This is a genomic window from Sorangium sp. So ce426, assembly GCF_051475585.1.
GTDB lineage: Bacteria > Myxococcota_A > Polyangia > Polyangiales > Polyangiaceae > Sorangium > Sorangium cellulosum_B.
On record NZ_CP150341.1, the window covers coordinates 12,548,392 to 12,563,257 of the forward strand.

Genomic DNA, 14,866 nt, shown 5'->3' on the forward strand with positions numbered 1-14,866 from the left:
CTCCGTTCCTCTCCTCTGCGCGCGGCGGAGAGAGGGGGACACCGTGCGGCTGAAGGACAAGATCGCGCTCATCACCGGGGCGAGCAGGGGAATCGGGAGGGCCAGCGCGCTCGCGCTGAGCCGGGAGGGGGCCGTCGTGGTCGGCGTGGCGCGCAACGCGGCCGATCTGGCGGCGCTCGAGCGGGAGCTCCGCGAGGCGGGCGGACGCGGGCGGATGATCGAGGCCGACGTCACCCGCGCGGCGTCCGTCGCCGCGTGCGTGGAGGAGGCCGTCCGCCAGCTCGGGCGGGTCGACATCCTCGTCAACAACGCGGGCATCGGCGGATACCGGCCCTTCCTCGAGTGGTCGGAGGACGACTACGACCGCATCATGGCGACGAACGTGAAGGGGACGTGGCTTTTCTGCCGCGAGGTGATCCCCCACATGCGCCGCCAGGGCGGCGGCCACATCATCAACGTCGCCAGCGTCGCCGGCCTGCAGGGCTATCCGAGCGAGGCCATCTACTGCGCGTCCAAGTTCGCGCAGATGGGCCTGACCCAGGCGCTCGATCGCGAGTTCTGGCAGGACAACATCAAGGTGAGCGCCGTCTGTCCGGGCGGCGTCGAGACCCACTTCGCCCTCGGCGACGGGCGCACCGCCGGCTCGGAGCGCATGCGCGGCTTCTCCACGCCGGAGGACGTGGCCGAGGCCGTGGTGCTCGCCGCGCTGCCGCGGGACCGCTCGCGTATCGTGCAGATCGTCATGCGGCCGATGAACGAAGCCACGTAGAGGTTGGCTCGCCTCGCGCGCCGCCGCGCGCGCTCAGACAGCGGCGCGCGGCCTCGCCAGCGTCTCCCATGCCGCCATCGCGCAGTCGACGATCGCCTGGAGCGCCTCGCGCGAGGCGCCGTCGCGGGCCTGCAGGGAGAGGCCCTGGAGCACGGTGGTGTAGAAGGCGGCGAGCGCCGCCGTGTCGGTGCCCGCCGGCAGGTCGCCCTCGGCGACGCCGCGATCCAGCCGGCGCCGGAGCGCGTCGAGCGCCGCCCGCCGGCACCCGGCGAGGTAGGCGCGCACGCGCTCGTTCTCCGGCGTGCCGAGCGTCGCGGCGAGCACGATCATGCAGCCGCTCGGCTTGCCCGGCGTCGCGTACCCCTCCACGTTGCCGCGCAGCATCGCCTCGACCGCCCCGCGCGCCGTCGGCTCGTCGCTCATGGCCCGGCTCGTCGCCGCGCCCTCGACCTCGCTGTAGAGCGCCACGGCCTCGCGAAACAGCGCCTCCTTGCAGCCGAACGCGGCGTAGAGGCTCGGCGAGTTGATGCCCATCGCGGCCGTGAGATCGCTGAGCGAGGTGCCCTCGTAGCCCCGCTCCCAGAACACCTCCATCGCCCGCCGCAAGGCGGCGTCTCGATCGAAGCTGCGAGGGCGACCCCGTCCGACCATCATCGAGACCTTTCTGTATTTCTGTGACGATCGATAAAAAACCGATTGACCACCGGTCACTGGACAGCGTATACGTTCTGTATCGATCTGTACAGAAAAGAGGTTCACGTGGCGGAATTCGCAGGCAAGGTGGCGCTGGTGACCGGGGGCAGCCGTGGGATTGGCGCGGCGATCGTCAAGCGGCTGGCGCGGGGCGGGGCGGATGTGGCGCTGACGTACGTGAGCGCCGCGGACAGGGGGCGCTCGGTGATCGCCGACGTCGAGGCGGCGGGTCGGCGGGGGATGGCGATCGCGGCGGACACCGCGGATCCGGCTGCGATCGTCGCCGCGGTCGATCGGACGGTGGCCGAGTTTGGCAGGCTGGACATCCTCGTCAACAACGCCGGTGTCGCCATCATGGCGCCGCTCGAGGCCGTGACGCTCGCGGACCTGGACAAGACGCTGGGGATCCATGTGCGGGGCGTCTTCCTCGCCTCGCAGGCCGCGGCGCGGCACATGGGCGCTGGCGGGCGCATCGTCAGCATCGGCAGCTGCCTCGCCGACCGGGTGCCGGGGCCGGGAATCACGCTGTACTCCATGAGCAAGACCGCGCTTGTCGGCCTCACGAAGGGCCTCGCCCGCGATCTCGGGCCGCGCGGCATCACCGCCAACCTCATCCAGCCCGGCCCGATCGACACGGACATGAACCCGGCCAACGGCGCTGGAGCGGATGGGCAGCGGAGCATGCTCGCGCTCGGTCACTACGGCAACACCGACGACATCGCCGCCACGGTCGCTCATCTTGCCGGCGAAGGCGGGCGCTTCATCACCGGAGCGACGATCACCATCGACGGCGGGTTCACGGCCTGAGGGGGGGCTGCGCGGCCCGCCATGGCGCTGGTCGCGCGGCCACCAGGGCGACTCCAGGGAGGTACGGCGCGGTGCCGTCGAGTTGTCCCAGGAGCATCGGTATCTGCCGACATTCGGCATTTCGCGGCGCCGGCGTCGGCAAGCGAGATCGCAGCTCGATTCGACCTCTGAGCGCAGCCCGCCATGGCGCCGCCACCCCGCGTGGACGCCGTCTACCAGCGCACGGTCGCGGAGCTCCGGGCGCGCGGCAGCGTGCTCTGGCTGGTGTTCGCCCCGCTGGCGCGGGACGCGACCGCGGCGGCGCTGCGGGAGGTCGTCGCGGAGATCCACGCGGGGGCAAAGGCCGCGGCGGAGCGGGCCGAGCTGTACACGGCGCTCCTGGTGATGGCCGCCATCGATCCCTGGCGGCATAATCTGCGGAAGGAGCTCATCGACATGGTGGAGGACAAGGAAGAGGGGCTGCTGCGGCGCACGCCGATCATCGGAGAGATGATCATCGAGGCCGAGCGACGAGGCGAAGAACGAGCGCAGGAGGCGATCGCAGAGCTGCTCGGCCGCCTCTTCGCGCGGCGGATCGGGCGACGGCCGACGGCTGACGAAGCGCGTTCGATCCTCGAGCGAGCCCGAGCGAACGGCCCTGGGGAGGTCACGGATGCCTTGCTCGATCTCGAGGGCGAGGCGCTGGTTCGCTGGCTCGCGGAGCCGATTCGCCACTCGTGAGCTCCCGCGAGAGGCGTGAAGATCGGGCGCGTGGCAGCCGAGCGTCGCCCCGCTCGGGACGACGCATATCAGACCGGCCGCGCCGCCCTCAGAGCGACTCCAGGTAAGCGACCAGGGCGCGCCGATCGCCGGCCGACAGGTGGGCCGTGTGGCCCATGGAGCCGTCCACCCCCTCGACCAGCGCGAGCAGCGTCGGGTAGCGGCCGTCGTGGTAGTACGGCGCGGACCGGCCGACGAAGCGCAGCGAGGGCGTCTCGAAGGAGCGCTCCGTCTCGAAGCGCGTCGCGCTCCGCACGTCGTGCCGCGCGCCGTCGGTGGTCAGCTCGTCGCCGACATGGCAGCTCGAGCAGCCCGCCTCGCGGGCGTGGAAGATCTCGTCGCCGCGCGCGGCGAGGGCCGCGCGGGCGCCGGCCGCCGCGGCTGCCGTCTCGGCGGTCGCCGCTTCTCCGGCGCCGGCCGGCGCCGCCACGAGCGCGGCGCGCTCCTCGGCCGTGAGGACCGCCGCCTCGGCCGGCGGATCCATGCCACGGAGGTACGCGAAGAGGGCGTCGCGCTCCTTCGCGCTCAGGCCGGTGCCCGCGAGCCGGGACATGGTGCGGGCGAAGTGGCTCTCCAGGTCCTTCTTGCCGCCCTCCCAGCCGTACGGCGCGGTGCCCTGGAGCCGCCCCATGAGCATCGGCGTCTGGCGCGGGCCCTCCGGCGTCGACCAGGTGAGCGCGTCGTCGCGGCCGTCGGGGTGGCAGCTGGCGCAGGCGCGGCCGTCGAACGCGACGCGACGGCCGCCGGCCGCGTGGAACAGCCGCTGGCCCTCCGCGCGCTGCTCGTCGAGGCGCGACGCGCGGGGCAGGGGGATGACCGGCAGCTCGCCCGCGAGCTCCTTGCCGCTGGCGCCGATCGCGGTCGGCTCCGGGTCGCGCGCGGCGGGCAGGATCGTCAGCGCGCCGTCGAACCGGGAGAAGACAACGGCGCGCCGGCGCGCGCCGTCGACCGCGATGGCGGTGGGCCCGGCGCCCACGCGGGCGCGGAAGATCTCGCGTTCCCGCGCCGATCCGGTCCGCTGCGGCTTGCCGGGGATCTGGGCGCGGGCGTCGTAGGCGATCACCTCGTCGTGGCCGAGGCACGCGACGAGCAGGACGTCGTCCCCGGGCTCGATCGCTGCAGCGCGCGGGAGCCGGCAGCCGCGGAGCCCGAGGTGGGCCGAGACCGGCGGGACGTCCGCGCGTTCGCCCATCGCGTCGACGACCGCGATGTGCTCGATCACGGTGTGGACGAGCGCGCTGCCGTAACCGCCGGCGCCCGTCGCGGGCCCCGGATCGACGAGCGCGATGGGCGCGAAGACCGCGCCGCTCGCCGCGCGCGCCAGCGCGAAGCCCTGGGAGCCGCGGCGATCCACGCTCACCGTCGGGCGGCGCATCTGGAACGGCGTCCCGTCCTCGAAATCGAAGGGCACTTTCCGTGAGGGCCCGCTCGAGCTGCGGGGGAAAGGCTTGGCGAGCTTCGACGTCGATCTCGGGGCGCGCCGCTCCACCCCGTCGGTCGACAGCTCGCGTGCGCCGGTCGGCGCGCCGCCTTCGCCGAGCGTCACGACGCTGATGCGGCCGCCGACCGCGTGGGAGACGAACGCGCGCCGGCCGTCGCTCGACGCGACGACCGCGCTGGGATCGCGGGCGAGCGGGAGCTCGCCGGTGCGCCGGAGGTCGGCTGTCGCGAGGCTGGTGAGCGCGTGGCCCCAGCGGCTCGCGACGAGCAGCGTGGCGCGGTCCGGCGTCATCGCGAGGCCCACCGGCTCGCTCGCCACGGGCACCAGACACCTTCGCTGGAGCGGGGCGGCAGGGCCCACCGGCTCCAGCACCTCGAGCAGGGCGCGGTCGCGCAGCGAGGCCACGACGCGGCCGTCGCCCAGCACGATCACCTGGGCGGGCCGGCCAGCGAGCGGCGTGCGCGCGAGCGCGGCGCGTGCGTCGATGTCGACGGTGTGGAGGGCGGCGTCGTCCTCGTCGGCGACGAACGCGAGGGTGCGCCCGCCGAGGTTTGCGAGGGCGACGCCGGAGCCGGCGTGCGTCGCGTCGAGGGGCGCGGGCGCGGGGCCCGCCGCTCGCCGGGCGCAGGTGGGCCGCGGCGGCGCCTCCGCCGCGGCAGGGGGGCTGGGCGGCGGCGCCGGGGCCGGGTCGCGCGGGGAGGGGGTGCAGGCGAGGGCGAGGAGGGCGAGGGCGGTCGGAGCGGCGGCTCTCATGCCTGGGCCATCGGCCCAGCGGGCGAGAGTGTGACAGGGGCGCCGCCGCGGGATGGTCGCTCGCCGTGCCTGGCCGGAGCGCCGGACAGGCGGGGGTGAGCGGCCTGCTCGGACCCCGGCTCAATCCGCGTGATAGATGACGCGTTCCCAGTCAGGAGGCGAGTCGTTCAGGTCGTTGTCTCCGCAGCGGTAGCCGACGTCGAGCGCTCCCTCCACCGGTTGCCCGTTGATGCAACTTGATTGCATCAACGCCGTGCCCCATGGCATCATGGCTCGCGAGACTTCGTCGCGGCATGGTGGCTCATGTCGCGGCGCCCACCACGGAAGGCCAGACAAGACGTGATGACGACAACGACCGCTGAGGAACACGAGAATTTCGCATCGCCGCGCGCGGCGCCAGCCAGCTCGACGCGCGTCGTGACGGAGCTCGTCGACCTGGCCGAGCTCGCGGCGCCCGAGGTGAGCGTCTGCGTGCTGCGGCGGGGCGTCGACCCCGACGTGGACGGCTTCGTGCGCGAATGGCTGCTGCCACGGCCGCTCGCCGAGGCGCTGAGCGTCGATCCGGTCGCGCCCGACCTCGCGGCGCTGGCTGCTGGAGCACCCCCCTCGCCCGGTCGTGAAGCCTTCCTCGAGGACGTGCGCGGGCTGATATCGCTCTTCGCGGATCTCACGGGCTGCCCGCGGGTCGGCCTGCGGCTCGCGCGGCTCGACAAACCCATGTGCCCTCGTCTGCACGCGGACATGGTGACCGTCCGCCTGGTGACCACCTATGTCGGGCCTGGGACGGAGTGGGCAGAGCACGCGGCCGTCCGGCGCGACCGGCTCGGACACCGCGCGAACGGCCTCCCCGACGAGGTCTCCGGCGTGCTGCGCGCCGGCGCGCGCCTCCGCCGGATGGAGCCGTTCGACGTCGGGCTGCTCAAGGGAGAGGCGTGGCCGGGCAACCAGGATCGCGGCGCGGTGCACCGGTCGCCCCCCGGAACGTCGCCGCGTGTCGTCGTGACGCTCGACGCCCTGGCCTGAATCCGCGGCTACGCCGTCAGCTGTACGTCGCCGTGATGGTCGCAGTGCCCGCCGTGCGGGTGGTGCAAGTGGCCGTCGACGAGGAAGTCCACGTGATCTCCATGAGGAACAGCGGGGTGCCCGCAGTTGTCTCCGTGCGCGTGCTTCACGTCGTGCCCTGAGCACGCGTGGTTCGGGGTGCACTGTGCAGGGTTCTCCTCGTTCACCGAGAGGACGTGCTCGTCGACATGGTCGTCATGCCGGTGGTGCAAGTGGCCATCGTGCAGGTAGTCGACGTGGTCACCGTGACGTATCGCCTGGTGTCCGCACGCCTGGCCGTGATCGTGCGCATGCTCATCGTGCGTCGCGTGGTCCTTCATCCTGGTCTCCTTGTCGAGCGCGGGAAAACGCACAGCTCTGAAAGGTGATGAGGCTGATTGCATCAACCCCTGAAGCACGACTCCTCGGCTGGCAGACACGAGAAATTGGGCTCCAGGTGACCAAACCTACCCGCACCGCGTGCGGTAGTCATCGAAAATTCTTGTGAAACGGCAATCGCCTGGTCAAGCCCGGCTCCCGGCCAGCCTTGCCGCTACTCCACCTGCCAGAGCACGACCGTGCCGGAGGCGTCTGCGCCGAGGAGCCCCGCGTGCGCGGGGTGCCAGGCGAGCGCGGTGACCTTGTCCTCCAGGAACGCGTAGCGCACCGGCCTGGCGAGCCGCCGCGGCTCCCAGAGCAGCACGCCGTGGTCCTGGGCGCCGCTCGCGAGCACCCCCTTGCGCGGGCTGAACGCGAGCTGGAGGCACGTGTCTTGATGACCTTCGAGCTCGATTGGACGGGTGCCCTCGGGGCCTTTGCCCGAGAAGTCCCAGACCGTGACCGCCGGGGCGCCGCCGGTCGCGAGCAGGCGCGACTGCGCGTCCCACGCGAGCGCCTTCGGCTTCGCGGGATACCCGCGCATCTCGGAGTCCTGCCCGGTCGAGAGGCGCCAGAAGTGCACCGACCGGTCCTGGCTGCCGCAGGCGATGACCTTCCCGTCGGGGCTCCACGCCATCGACACGAGCGAGCCCTGCCAGGCGAGGTGGCGCGACGTCGCACCGGCGGCGATCGACCAGAGATAGACGCCTCCGTAACACGCCGCGGCGAGCTCGGCGCGGCCCTCCCGCCAGGCGAGCGCGGCGACCGTGCTGGGCAGCGGCTCCGTCTCGACGACCGGCTCGCCGCGCTCGGTCCAGACGCGCACCGTCCGCCCCGAGCCGGTGGCCAGGCGCTCGCCGCCGGGCGCCCACGCCACGTGCTCGACCCACGCCGCCCCGCCGGGGAGCTCGGCCACGAGGGCGCCGCTGAGGTCGAAGAGGCGCGCCTTCTCATCCTGGCCGCACGTGGCCAGGCGGGCTCCGGAGGGGGAGAACCCGAGCGCGAGGATCCCGTTCGGGTGCGCCTCGGCGCGCCAGCGCACCGCGCCGGTCTGCAACTCGACGGCGAGCACCGTCCCGGCGCCGGTCCCGATCGCGCACAGGCTGCCGTCGGGCGTCACGCTCATCGCGACGACATGGTCTCCCGCCGAGAGCCGCCAGCGCGGCGGGAGCTCGGTCTTGCCGCGCGGCGCCCGCGCCGTCACGCCAGGCATCGCTGGAACCCCCGGGTCAGCTGCTTGCGGTCCAGGTCGCGGCCGATGAACACGAGATCGCTGGCGCGGCGCTCGTCTCCCCAGGGCCGATCCTCGCGCCCGTCGAAGAGCATGTGAACGCCCTGGAACACGAAGCGGTTCTCGGAGCCGCGGAGGTTCAGGATGCCCTTCATCCGGAAGATGTCCGCGCCCTTCTCGCGCAAGAGCTCCGAGACCCATCGGGTCAGCCGCTCGCGGTCGACGGCGCCCTCGAGGTGGATGCCGACCGAGCTCACCTGCTCATCGTGGCTGTGCCCAGCCGCGAACTCGCGCGCCACCGCTGGCTCCACGGCGCCGGCCGACTCCAGCCGCGCCCGGAACTCGCTCGGGGCGTGCTGCAGATACAGGCCGTAACGCCCGCTCTTCGGCGCGTTGAGCCGGAACCGCATCGTCCCCGGATCGCGCAGGGCGAGCCTGGAGGGGTGGTCGCCGATCAAGAGGCTACCCCCCGGCGCGACGCGCGCCGCCGGCTCCGCCCAGAGCCGCACGGCGCGCTCGGCGGCCTCGCGCGCGCCCGGATCGACCGCCGGCTCGAGCGGCAGGACCACGACGTCCATGCACTCGTCGGGGCCTGGCTCCAGGACGAGCTCGCAGCCGCCCTCCGCGAGGTCGAACGCGAAAGCCCACTCGAACGGGTACTCGGGCTCCAGGAAGGCCGGCTTCTGGGCGAGCGCGCGGTCGAGATCGAAGCCACCCACGCCGAGCACGTCGGCGATCGGCACGTCGGCGTTCGTCGCGCGGAGCACGCGGGCCAGCGTGTTCATGCCGCGCAGCCGCCGCTCGAGGGCGTCGAGCTCGCGCTCGGTGACGAGGTCGGCCTTGTTGAGCACGAGCACGTCCGCGAAGGCGACCTGCTCTTTGCACTCGCTCGAGTCCTCGAGGTGCAGATGGATGTGCTTCGCGTCGACGAGGGTGACGATGGCGTCGAGCGCGAACAGCTCGCGGACGTCGTCATCGACGAAGAACGTCTGGGCCACCGGCCCCGGATCGGCCAGGCCCGTGGTCTCCACGAGCACATGGTCGAATTTGTCCTTCCGCTTCATGAGGGCGCCGAGGATGCGGATGAGGTCGCCACGCACGGTGCAGCAGATGCAGCCGTTATTCATCTCGAAGACCTCCTCGTCCGCGTTGATGACGAGGGCCTGGTCTATGCCGATCTCTCCGAACTCGTTCTCGATGACGGCGATGCGCTTGCCGTGGTTCTCCGTCAGGATGCGGTTGAGGAGCGTGGTCTTGCCTGCTCCGAGGAAGCCGGTGAGCACGGTGACGGGGATCTTGCCTTGATTCATGGGGCCCTTCGAGTTCCGGGGTTCGTTCGTGACGGGGGGCGAGGGGTCATTGCGCCCCTGCGCCGAAGAGGGCATCGGCTCCGACCACCACGCCGGTCGCGATGCCGAGCAGCGCCGCCGTGACGATCGAGAAGCGGCGCGGCGCTCCTCCTCGCGTCAGCGTCCACCCGATGGGCCATGACAGGATCACCGTCAGCGCGATCATGCCGGCGACGGTGCCCAGGCCGAAGAGCGCAAGGTACGCCGCGGCCCAGAGCCGCGAGGGGATGCTCGCCGTCGCGAGCAGGGCGATGCCCGCGGAGCCCGCCAGGCCGTGAACGAGGCCGATGGCGATGGACCTCGCGTGCGCGGCGCCGCCGTGACCGGGCGCCGGCGCTCGTCGCTGCGGGCGGACGAGGTGCCATGCGCCGAGCGCGATCAGCATGAACGCGACGAGGATCTCGGCCGCCCTCTCGAAGGGCGCGGGGATGCGCAGGCCGAGGAGGACGACGATCAGCCCTACGCCGAGGAAGGTGGCGGAGTGGCCGAGCCCCCAGAGCGCCGCGATGAGCGCGGCGCGGCGCGGCCCACGCTCGCGCTGGAGCAACGTGGCGACGACGACGAGGTGGTCGGCGTCCGTGGCGTGGCGCAGGCCGAGCCCGAGCCCGAGGAGCAGCGCTGACACGCCAGTCACGGCCGCCCTCCGGCGCGGTGCGCGCGACGCGCCGCCTCGAGGTGAAGCTCTGCTGCGTCCGAGGACGCCCTGGGGACCGCGCCGCGGCCGACGCGCGGCGCAGCTTCCGTGTTCGGGTGCATGGCGTCCGCGTAGCCGACCTCCGTGTTATTTGCAAATAAATTGCATTAGTATCTAAGGTTGAGTAGATCCATCTCTTGCGCCTCTCGATCGGCACGCCCTTCACGACGCTCCTGGCTGCCAAGCTCAGCTCAAGGGTCTCCCGATCGGGGTGAGCGGGAGAGCGGAGTCGCTGGATCGAGGGCGATTTTGAGGTGAACGGCTGGAGCTGCGTCCGTGCGGTGGGACCAGCGCGGGCCTGGCGGGGCGCCTTTTCGTCTCTCCATGGGATGCTTGACAGCGCGGGTCGGGCGCCAGCTATGCTGCCGCTCCACGATGCGTGGGAGCCGCACGACGGGGCCGGCTCGGAGCTCGAGGCGATCCACGCGCCAGGCCCGCATCGACACAGAATGGTTCCTGGATGGGAGGAGCAAGCATGTCAGATGCTCTAGGAGAGCTCGTCAAGCCCGTGATCGTCGGCCGTTCCAGCTCGCACTTCACGCGCGTCACGCGGATCTTCGCCGTGGAGATGGGGGTCGACTATTCGCTCGAGGTCGTGCGGGACCTCATGTCGTCCAACGCGGCGGACTACGGGGGCAACCCCGCCCTCAAGATGCCGGCTCTCCGGACATCCCGCGGCGTGTGGTTCGGCGCGCTCAATATCTGCCGCGAGCTGTCGCGGCAGTCGAAGCGCGCGGTACGCACGGTATGGCCGGAGGACCTCGCAGAGCCCCTCCTCGCGAACGCCCACGAGCTCGTCGTTCATGCGATGGCGACGGAGGTCGGGCTGATCATGGCCGGCGCCGCCGGGGCCGGCGACGGAAGCGCGCACCACGCCAAGCAGCGAAATAGCCTCATGAACACCATGTCATGGCTGGAGGACAACGCGGGTCACGCGCTCGCCGCGCTCCCGTCGGACCGGGATCTCAGCTATCTGGAGGTCGCGCTGTTCTGCCTCGTCACGCATCTGGAGTTCCGGCGCGTCCTGCCGACCGATCCCTATCCGGCGCTGAGCGGCTTCTGTCGAGAGTTCGCGGCGCGGGCGTCCGCCGTGGAGACGACCTACAGGTTCGACCCCTGAGCGCAGCCCGCCACGGCGCCGCCACCCGCCCGATGCGCATACCTCCTGCGGGGAGCCCGTGATTTCGGCCTTTTCCTCCGTGGCATGCGATCTGCCTGGGACGCCACGCATGGGAGACGCGGACATCACGTTGCGCCACCTCGCCCGGAGGCGGCCCGGGGACCTGGCGCGCGCCTTCGTTCCCGAGGGCCATCGCACCGAGGTCGTCGGCTGGGTGGACAGTCAGGTCACAAACATCGAGCGCCGCATCGACAAGGCCCTGCGCTTGCGGATCGACGGCGAGCCGCGGGTGCTGCACATCGAGTTCTGCTTCGCGCTCCGTGACGACGTACCGGATCGCATCTTCGAATACCTCGGCTTCCTCTTCGCCGCGCTCCGACTCGATGCCCCCGGCGAGCCGGTGCCGCCGATCGAGAGCGTCGTCGTGGTCCTCTCGGGCAGAAGGCGGCGCCTGCCTGCGACGGGTGAGCGCTCTACCGCCTGGCCGGGGCGGCCGTTCAGCGGCGCGCACTTCCGGATCGATGCCGTCTACCAGCACACGATCGGCGAGCTCCGGGCGCGCGGCAGCGTGCTCTGGCTGGTGTTCGCCCCCCTCGCGCGGGACGCGACCGCGGCGGCGCTGCAGGACGTCGTCGCGGAGATCCACGCGGGGGCGGCGACGGCCGCGGAGCGGGCCGAGCTGTACACAGCGCTGCTGGTGATGGCGGCCATCGATCCCTGGGGGCATAATCCGATGAAGGAGCTCGTCGACATGGTGGAGGACAAGGAAGAGGGGCTGCTCCGGCGCACCCCGATCATCGGGGAGCTGATCCTCGAGGCCGAGCGGCGAGGGGAGGAACGAGGAGAGCAACGAGGCGAGCGAAGGGGCGAGCAGCGCGGGGAGGAGAAGGCGATCGCGGAGCTGCTCGGTCGCCTCTTTGCGCGGCGGATCGGCCGACGGCCGACAGCGGAAGAAGAGCGATCGATCCTCGAGCGAGCCCGCGCGAGCGGTCCGGGCGAGGTCGAGGATGCGTTGCTCGATCTCGAGAGCGAGGCGCTGGTGCGCTGGCTCGCGGAGCCGGTGCGGAGCTCCTGAGCCCTCGAAGGAGCCTAGCGAGCCGGCCTGTCGCACAGAAGATGGGAGCCGGGTCGGCTTCCAACGGAATACCCGAGAAGCGCGTTCATCGAGCGCGCTCGCGCGTCGGGGCCGCGTTGACCGGCCGACGACACCGGCGAAGGCGCCCGCTCAGATGCCGTGGCCGATCTCCACGCCGAGGACTCCGCTGAACCCGAAATAGTCGTCTCGCACCACCGTGTCGAAGCCGGGGACCGCCGTGAAGCTCGCGCCCACGTAGGGCCTGAACCACGGCGCGTCGTCCGGCTGGTACCCGAGGCGCAGCCCCGTATCGACGACCAGGCCGAGGAAGGAATCCTTGCCCGCGAAGAGCTCGTCCTCCCACGCGCTCACGCGGCGTCCGTCGGGCGTCTTGCGATCGTTCCCCTGCAAGTAGAAGCCGAACCCGCCGTAGCCGACCGTGATCGGGATCTGGACCGCCAGCGCTTCCGCGAAGGGGAGCCGGAACGAGAGCCCGACGTGCGCGCCCAGCATGGATCCGTCGGACTTGAGCTCGAGCGTGTGTTGCCCCTTGTAGGTCTGCCCTCCGGGCAGCGCGACCTCGAAGGTGGCAGGATTCATGGGCCCTGGCCGCCCGAGCCCACCCAGGCCGAGGCGCACCAGGCCGTTGGCGAAGGTCACGCCGGCGGCGAACGCCGGCCCGTGCGACACGTGCCCTCCAAGGCCCATCACCCGCCACTCGAGGTCGACGAAGCCGCCTACCGGGACGTCCGGCGCGCGCCGGCGCGCGCCGCGCGCCTCCGCGGCCGCGGCCTGCCCGGCATCGAAGGCGCCCGCGCCGGCGCGCTCGACGGCACCGGACCCCGCGTCCGGAGCCTGCGCGTAGGCCCGCGCGGCCCCGAGCAGGAGCGCGAGGCACGCGCTCGACGCGAGCGCCATGAGGTGAAGGCCGCGGCCGCAGCGGTCAGTGAGCGACACGGGAGCCTCCTTGTCCGAAAGCGAAGCGCGCTCCGAAGGAGCCCTCGAGCAGGAACTTGCCGTTGTCGCCGTTGAACCCAAAGCTGCCTCCCGCGCTGGCGTCGAGGGTGAGGAGGACGTGCTCGGACACGGCGTAGCCGGCGCCCGCCGTCAGGACCTGCGCCAGGTCGGCCAGCTCCGTTGTCGGATCGAGCTCCAGCTCGAAGCCGACGGCGGCCCCGGCGCGGAGCAGCCACGCCTCGCCGAGCGCGACGTGAGCGACCATCGATAGCTCGTCGACGTGCCGGAGCGCCGACGCGGGCGCGCCGCCGCCTCCCCGGGTGCTGCCTCCCCCGGTGCTGCCTCCCCCGGTGCTGCCTCCCCCGGTGCTGCCTCCCCCGTTGCCCCCTCCGACATCCCGGAGCGCCAGGAACCCCGTCCTGAGGCGCAGATCGAGCTCGAGCGGGCCGTGCGTCACGAGCGGCATCAGGAAGACCGCAGCGCCCGAGGCGCCGCTCGCGCCTGTCACCGTTCGCCCCCCCATGTACGCTCGCTCGAGGGCCCAGAAGGAGGCAGCGGCTCCGAGCTGCGCCCCACCCGAAAGGCGCACGCGGCCGTCGAGCTCCAGGCCGCCGCCCGTGTCCCTGCCCACGAGGCGTGATCCAAGGACGAGGCGAGCCTCCGCGGGCCCCGGACCCGCGGAATCGGCGCCGCGGGGCGCGACCTCCGGCGGCGGAGATGCCCCCGTGGCCTCGGCCGCGCGGGCGCCCAGCGGCGGCAGCAGCGCGCTCAAGAACGCGAGGAGGCGGAGCAGACGGCCCCGCCTCGGCCCATCGAACGTGTGGCGTACGAGCATGCACGCAGGATGGTCAGCGCCCGCTCATGCCGGTACCGATAGAATACGGCTTACAGTTATATCAATTCAGAATAAATTGAGCCATGGATCGGTTCCTCGCGCTGCGCGTGTTCTGCAAGGTGGCGGACAGCGGCAGCTTCTCGCGGGCGGCGCGCGAGCTCTCCATGACGCAATCGGCCGCGAGCCGCGGGATCGCCGATCTCGAGTCGCGCCTCGGTCTCCGGCTGTTCGAGCGCACCACCCGGCGCGTCGCGCTCACCCTGGAGGGGCGCGCGTACTACGAGCAGATCGAGGAGCACGTGCGCGCGCTCGAGGACGCGGAGCTCCGCGCCGCGTCCGGCTTCGGGGACCTCGCGGGCCGCGTGAAGCTCTCGGCGCCCGGGGCGCTCGGCCGCCGGCTCCTCTTGCCGGAGCTCGTGCGGATCATGCATGAGTCGCCGGGGCTCGTCGTGGACGCCGCGCTGACCGATCAGCGGGTCGACCTCGTGGCAGGCGCGTTCGATTTCGCGCTTCGCGTCGGCGTCCGCAGCGAGCCGTCGTTCATCGAGCGAGCGCTGGGGACCTCGCCCCAGTGGCTCGTCGGCAGCGCCGGCCTGTTCGCGGGCAAGCCGGCGCCGACATCCATGTCGGAGCTCGCCGCGGTGCGGGTCGTGGCGAGCGGCGGGGTGCGCGAGCTCGAGAAGCTGGGGCTCACCGTCAGGCTCACGACCGACGACATCGAGACGAACCTCAGGGCGGTGGAGGCAGGGCTCGGCGTGAGCGTGCTCCCGCGCTGGCTTGTCGCGCGCCGGGTCCAGGAGGGGCGCTTGATCCGGCTCCTGCCCAGGCTCCCGCTGCCGAGCCCGCCCCTCGTCGTCGTCTACCCCCGGCGGCTCCGGCGCGTGGCGCGCCAGGTGCTGGAGCGGCTGGAGCGGCACCTCCAGAAGGAGCTCACCTCCGGCGGATGAGCGCCTTGCCGGGAAGG

Annotated in this window: 16 protein-coding genes; 7 read left to right on the forward strand and 9 right to left on the reverse strand. The window is 72.2% G+C overall.

Features of this window, described 5'->3' with window-relative positions:
- Window positions 1-43 precede the first annotated feature (43 nt).
- Window positions 44-769 carry an SDR family oxidoreductase gene (locus WMF44_RS47080; protein WP_437296580.1) on the forward strand — a complete coding sequence of 242 codons (726 nt, stop codon included), beginning with the start codon at window positions 44-46 and terminating at the stop codon, window positions 767-769.
- A 33-nt stretch (window positions 770-802) separates the two neighbouring features.
- On the opposite strand, the gene WMF44_RS47085 is transcribed toward WMF44_RS47080, so the two are convergent.
- On the reverse strand, window positions 803-1,420 hold the full coding sequence (locus WMF44_RS47085; RefSeq protein ID WP_437301689.1) for a TetR/AcrR family transcriptional regulator: 618 nt from the start codon (window positions 1,418-1,420) through the stop codon (window positions 803-805).
- Window positions 1,421-1,528: 108 nt separating this feature from the next.
- Between WMF44_RS47085 and WMF44_RS47090 the strand changes: the two genes are divergently transcribed.
- Together WMF44_RS47090 and WMF44_RS47095 are read left to right on the forward strand one after the other, a co-directional pair.
- Entirely contained in the window at window positions 1,529-2,269 is a 741-nt protein-coding gene (locus WMF44_RS47090; RefSeq protein WP_437296581.1) for an SDR family NAD(P)-dependent oxidoreductase, read from the forward strand.
- 183 nt (window positions 2,270-2,452) lie between these two features.
- A complete protein-coding gene (locus tag WMF44_RS47095) occupies window positions 2,453-2,989 on the forward strand; it encodes a hypothetical protein (protein ID WP_437296582.1) in 537 nt (178 codons plus the stop codon).
- 88 nt (window positions 2,990-3,077) lie between these two features.
- Here WMF44_RS47095 and WMF44_RS47100 read toward each other — a convergent pair whose 3' ends face one another.
- Both WMF44_RS47100 and WMF44_RS47105 read right to left on the reverse strand, forming a co-directional pair.
- Window positions 3,078-5,222 carry a cytochrome C peroxidase gene (locus WMF44_RS47100; RefSeq protein WP_437296583.1) on the reverse strand — a complete coding sequence of 715 codons (2,145 nt, stop codon included), beginning with the start codon at window positions 5,220-5,222 and terminating at the stop codon, window positions 3,078-3,080.
- Window positions 5,223-5,342: 120 nt separating this feature from the next.
- Window positions 5,343-5,468, reverse strand: a complete 126-nt coding sequence (locus tag WMF44_RS47105) for a hypothetical protein (protein WP_437296584.1) — start codon at window positions 5,466-5,468, stop codon at window positions 5,343-5,345.
- 171 nt (window positions 5,469-5,639) lie between these two features.
- On the opposite strand from WMF44_RS47105, the gene WMF44_RS47110 reads away from it, so the two are divergent.
- Window positions 5,640-6,245: a DUF1826 domain-containing protein gene (locus WMF44_RS47110; protein ID WP_437296585.1), complete on the forward strand. Its 606-nt coding sequence runs from the start codon at window positions 5,640-5,642 to the stop codon at window positions 6,243-6,245.
- Window positions 6,246-6,253: 8 nt separating this feature from the next.
- Here the strand turns inward: WMF44_RS47110 and WMF44_RS47115 are convergent, their stop codons facing one another.
- The 4 genes from WMF44_RS47115 to WMF44_RS47130 all read right to left on the reverse strand — a co-directional run bounded on the left by WMF44_RS47115 (window position 6,254) and on the right by WMF44_RS47130 (window position 9,855).
- Window positions 6,254-6,604, reverse strand: a complete 351-nt coding sequence (locus WMF44_RS47115) for a hypothetical protein (RefSeq protein WP_437296586.1) — start codon at window positions 6,602-6,604, stop codon at window positions 6,254-6,256.
- A gap of 212 nt (window positions 6,605-6,816) precedes the next feature.
- Window positions 6,817-7,854: a WD40 repeat domain-containing protein gene (locus tag WMF44_RS47120; protein ID WP_437296587.1), complete on the reverse strand. Its 1,038-nt coding sequence runs from the start codon at window positions 7,852-7,854 to the stop codon at window positions 6,817-6,819.
- The gene (locus WMF44_RS47125) at window positions 7,842-9,182 is read right to left on the reverse strand and encodes a CobW family GTP-binding protein (protein ID WP_437296588.1); all 1,341 of its coding nucleotides are present in this window, start codon (window positions 9,180-9,182) and stop codon (window positions 7,842-7,844) included. The genes WMF44_RS47120 and WMF44_RS47125 overlap by 13 nt, the downstream gene beginning before the upstream one ends.
- A gap of 46 nt (window positions 9,183-9,228) precedes the next feature.
- The gene (locus WMF44_RS47130) at window positions 9,229-9,855 is read right to left on the reverse strand and encodes a high-affinity nickel-transport family protein (RefSeq protein WP_437296589.1); all 627 of its coding nucleotides are present in this window, start codon (window positions 9,853-9,855) and stop codon (window positions 9,229-9,231) included.
- 535 nt (window positions 9,856-10,390) lie between these two features.
- Between WMF44_RS47130 and WMF44_RS47135 the strand changes: the two genes are divergently transcribed.
- Both WMF44_RS47135 and WMF44_RS47140 read left to right on the forward strand, forming a co-directional pair.
- Window positions 10,391-11,035 carry a glutathione S-transferase N-terminal domain-containing protein gene (locus WMF44_RS47135; RefSeq protein ID WP_437296590.1) on the forward strand — a complete coding sequence of 215 codons (645 nt, stop codon included), beginning with the start codon at window positions 10,391-10,393 and terminating at the stop codon, window positions 11,033-11,035.
- 109 nt (window positions 11,036-11,144) lie between these two features.
- Entirely contained in the window at window positions 11,145-12,110 is a 966-nt protein-coding gene (locus tag WMF44_RS47140) for a hypothetical protein (protein WP_437296591.1), read from the forward strand.
- A gap of 150 nt (window positions 12,111-12,260) precedes the next feature.
- Here the strand turns inward: WMF44_RS47140 and WMF44_RS47145 are convergent, their stop codons facing one another.
- On the reverse strand, window positions 12,261-13,067 hold the full coding sequence (locus tag WMF44_RS47145; RefSeq protein WP_437296592.1) for a hypothetical protein: 807 nt from the start codon (window positions 13,065-13,067) through the stop codon (window positions 12,261-12,263).
- Window positions 13,054-13,902: a hypothetical protein gene (locus WMF44_RS47150; protein ID WP_437296593.1), complete on the reverse strand. Its 849-nt coding sequence runs from the start codon at window positions 13,900-13,902 to the stop codon at window positions 13,054-13,056. The genes WMF44_RS47145 and WMF44_RS47150 overlap by 14 nt, the downstream gene beginning before the upstream one ends.
- A gap of 83 nt (window positions 13,903-13,985) precedes the next feature.
- Here WMF44_RS47150 and WMF44_RS47155 point away from each other — a divergent pair, with 83 nt between their 5' ends.
- Window positions 13,986-14,849: a LysR family transcriptional regulator gene (locus tag WMF44_RS47155; RefSeq protein ID WP_437296594.1), complete on the forward strand. Its 864-nt coding sequence runs from the start codon at window positions 13,986-13,988 to the stop codon at window positions 14,847-14,849.
- Window positions 14,850-14,866 lie beyond the last annotated feature (17 nt).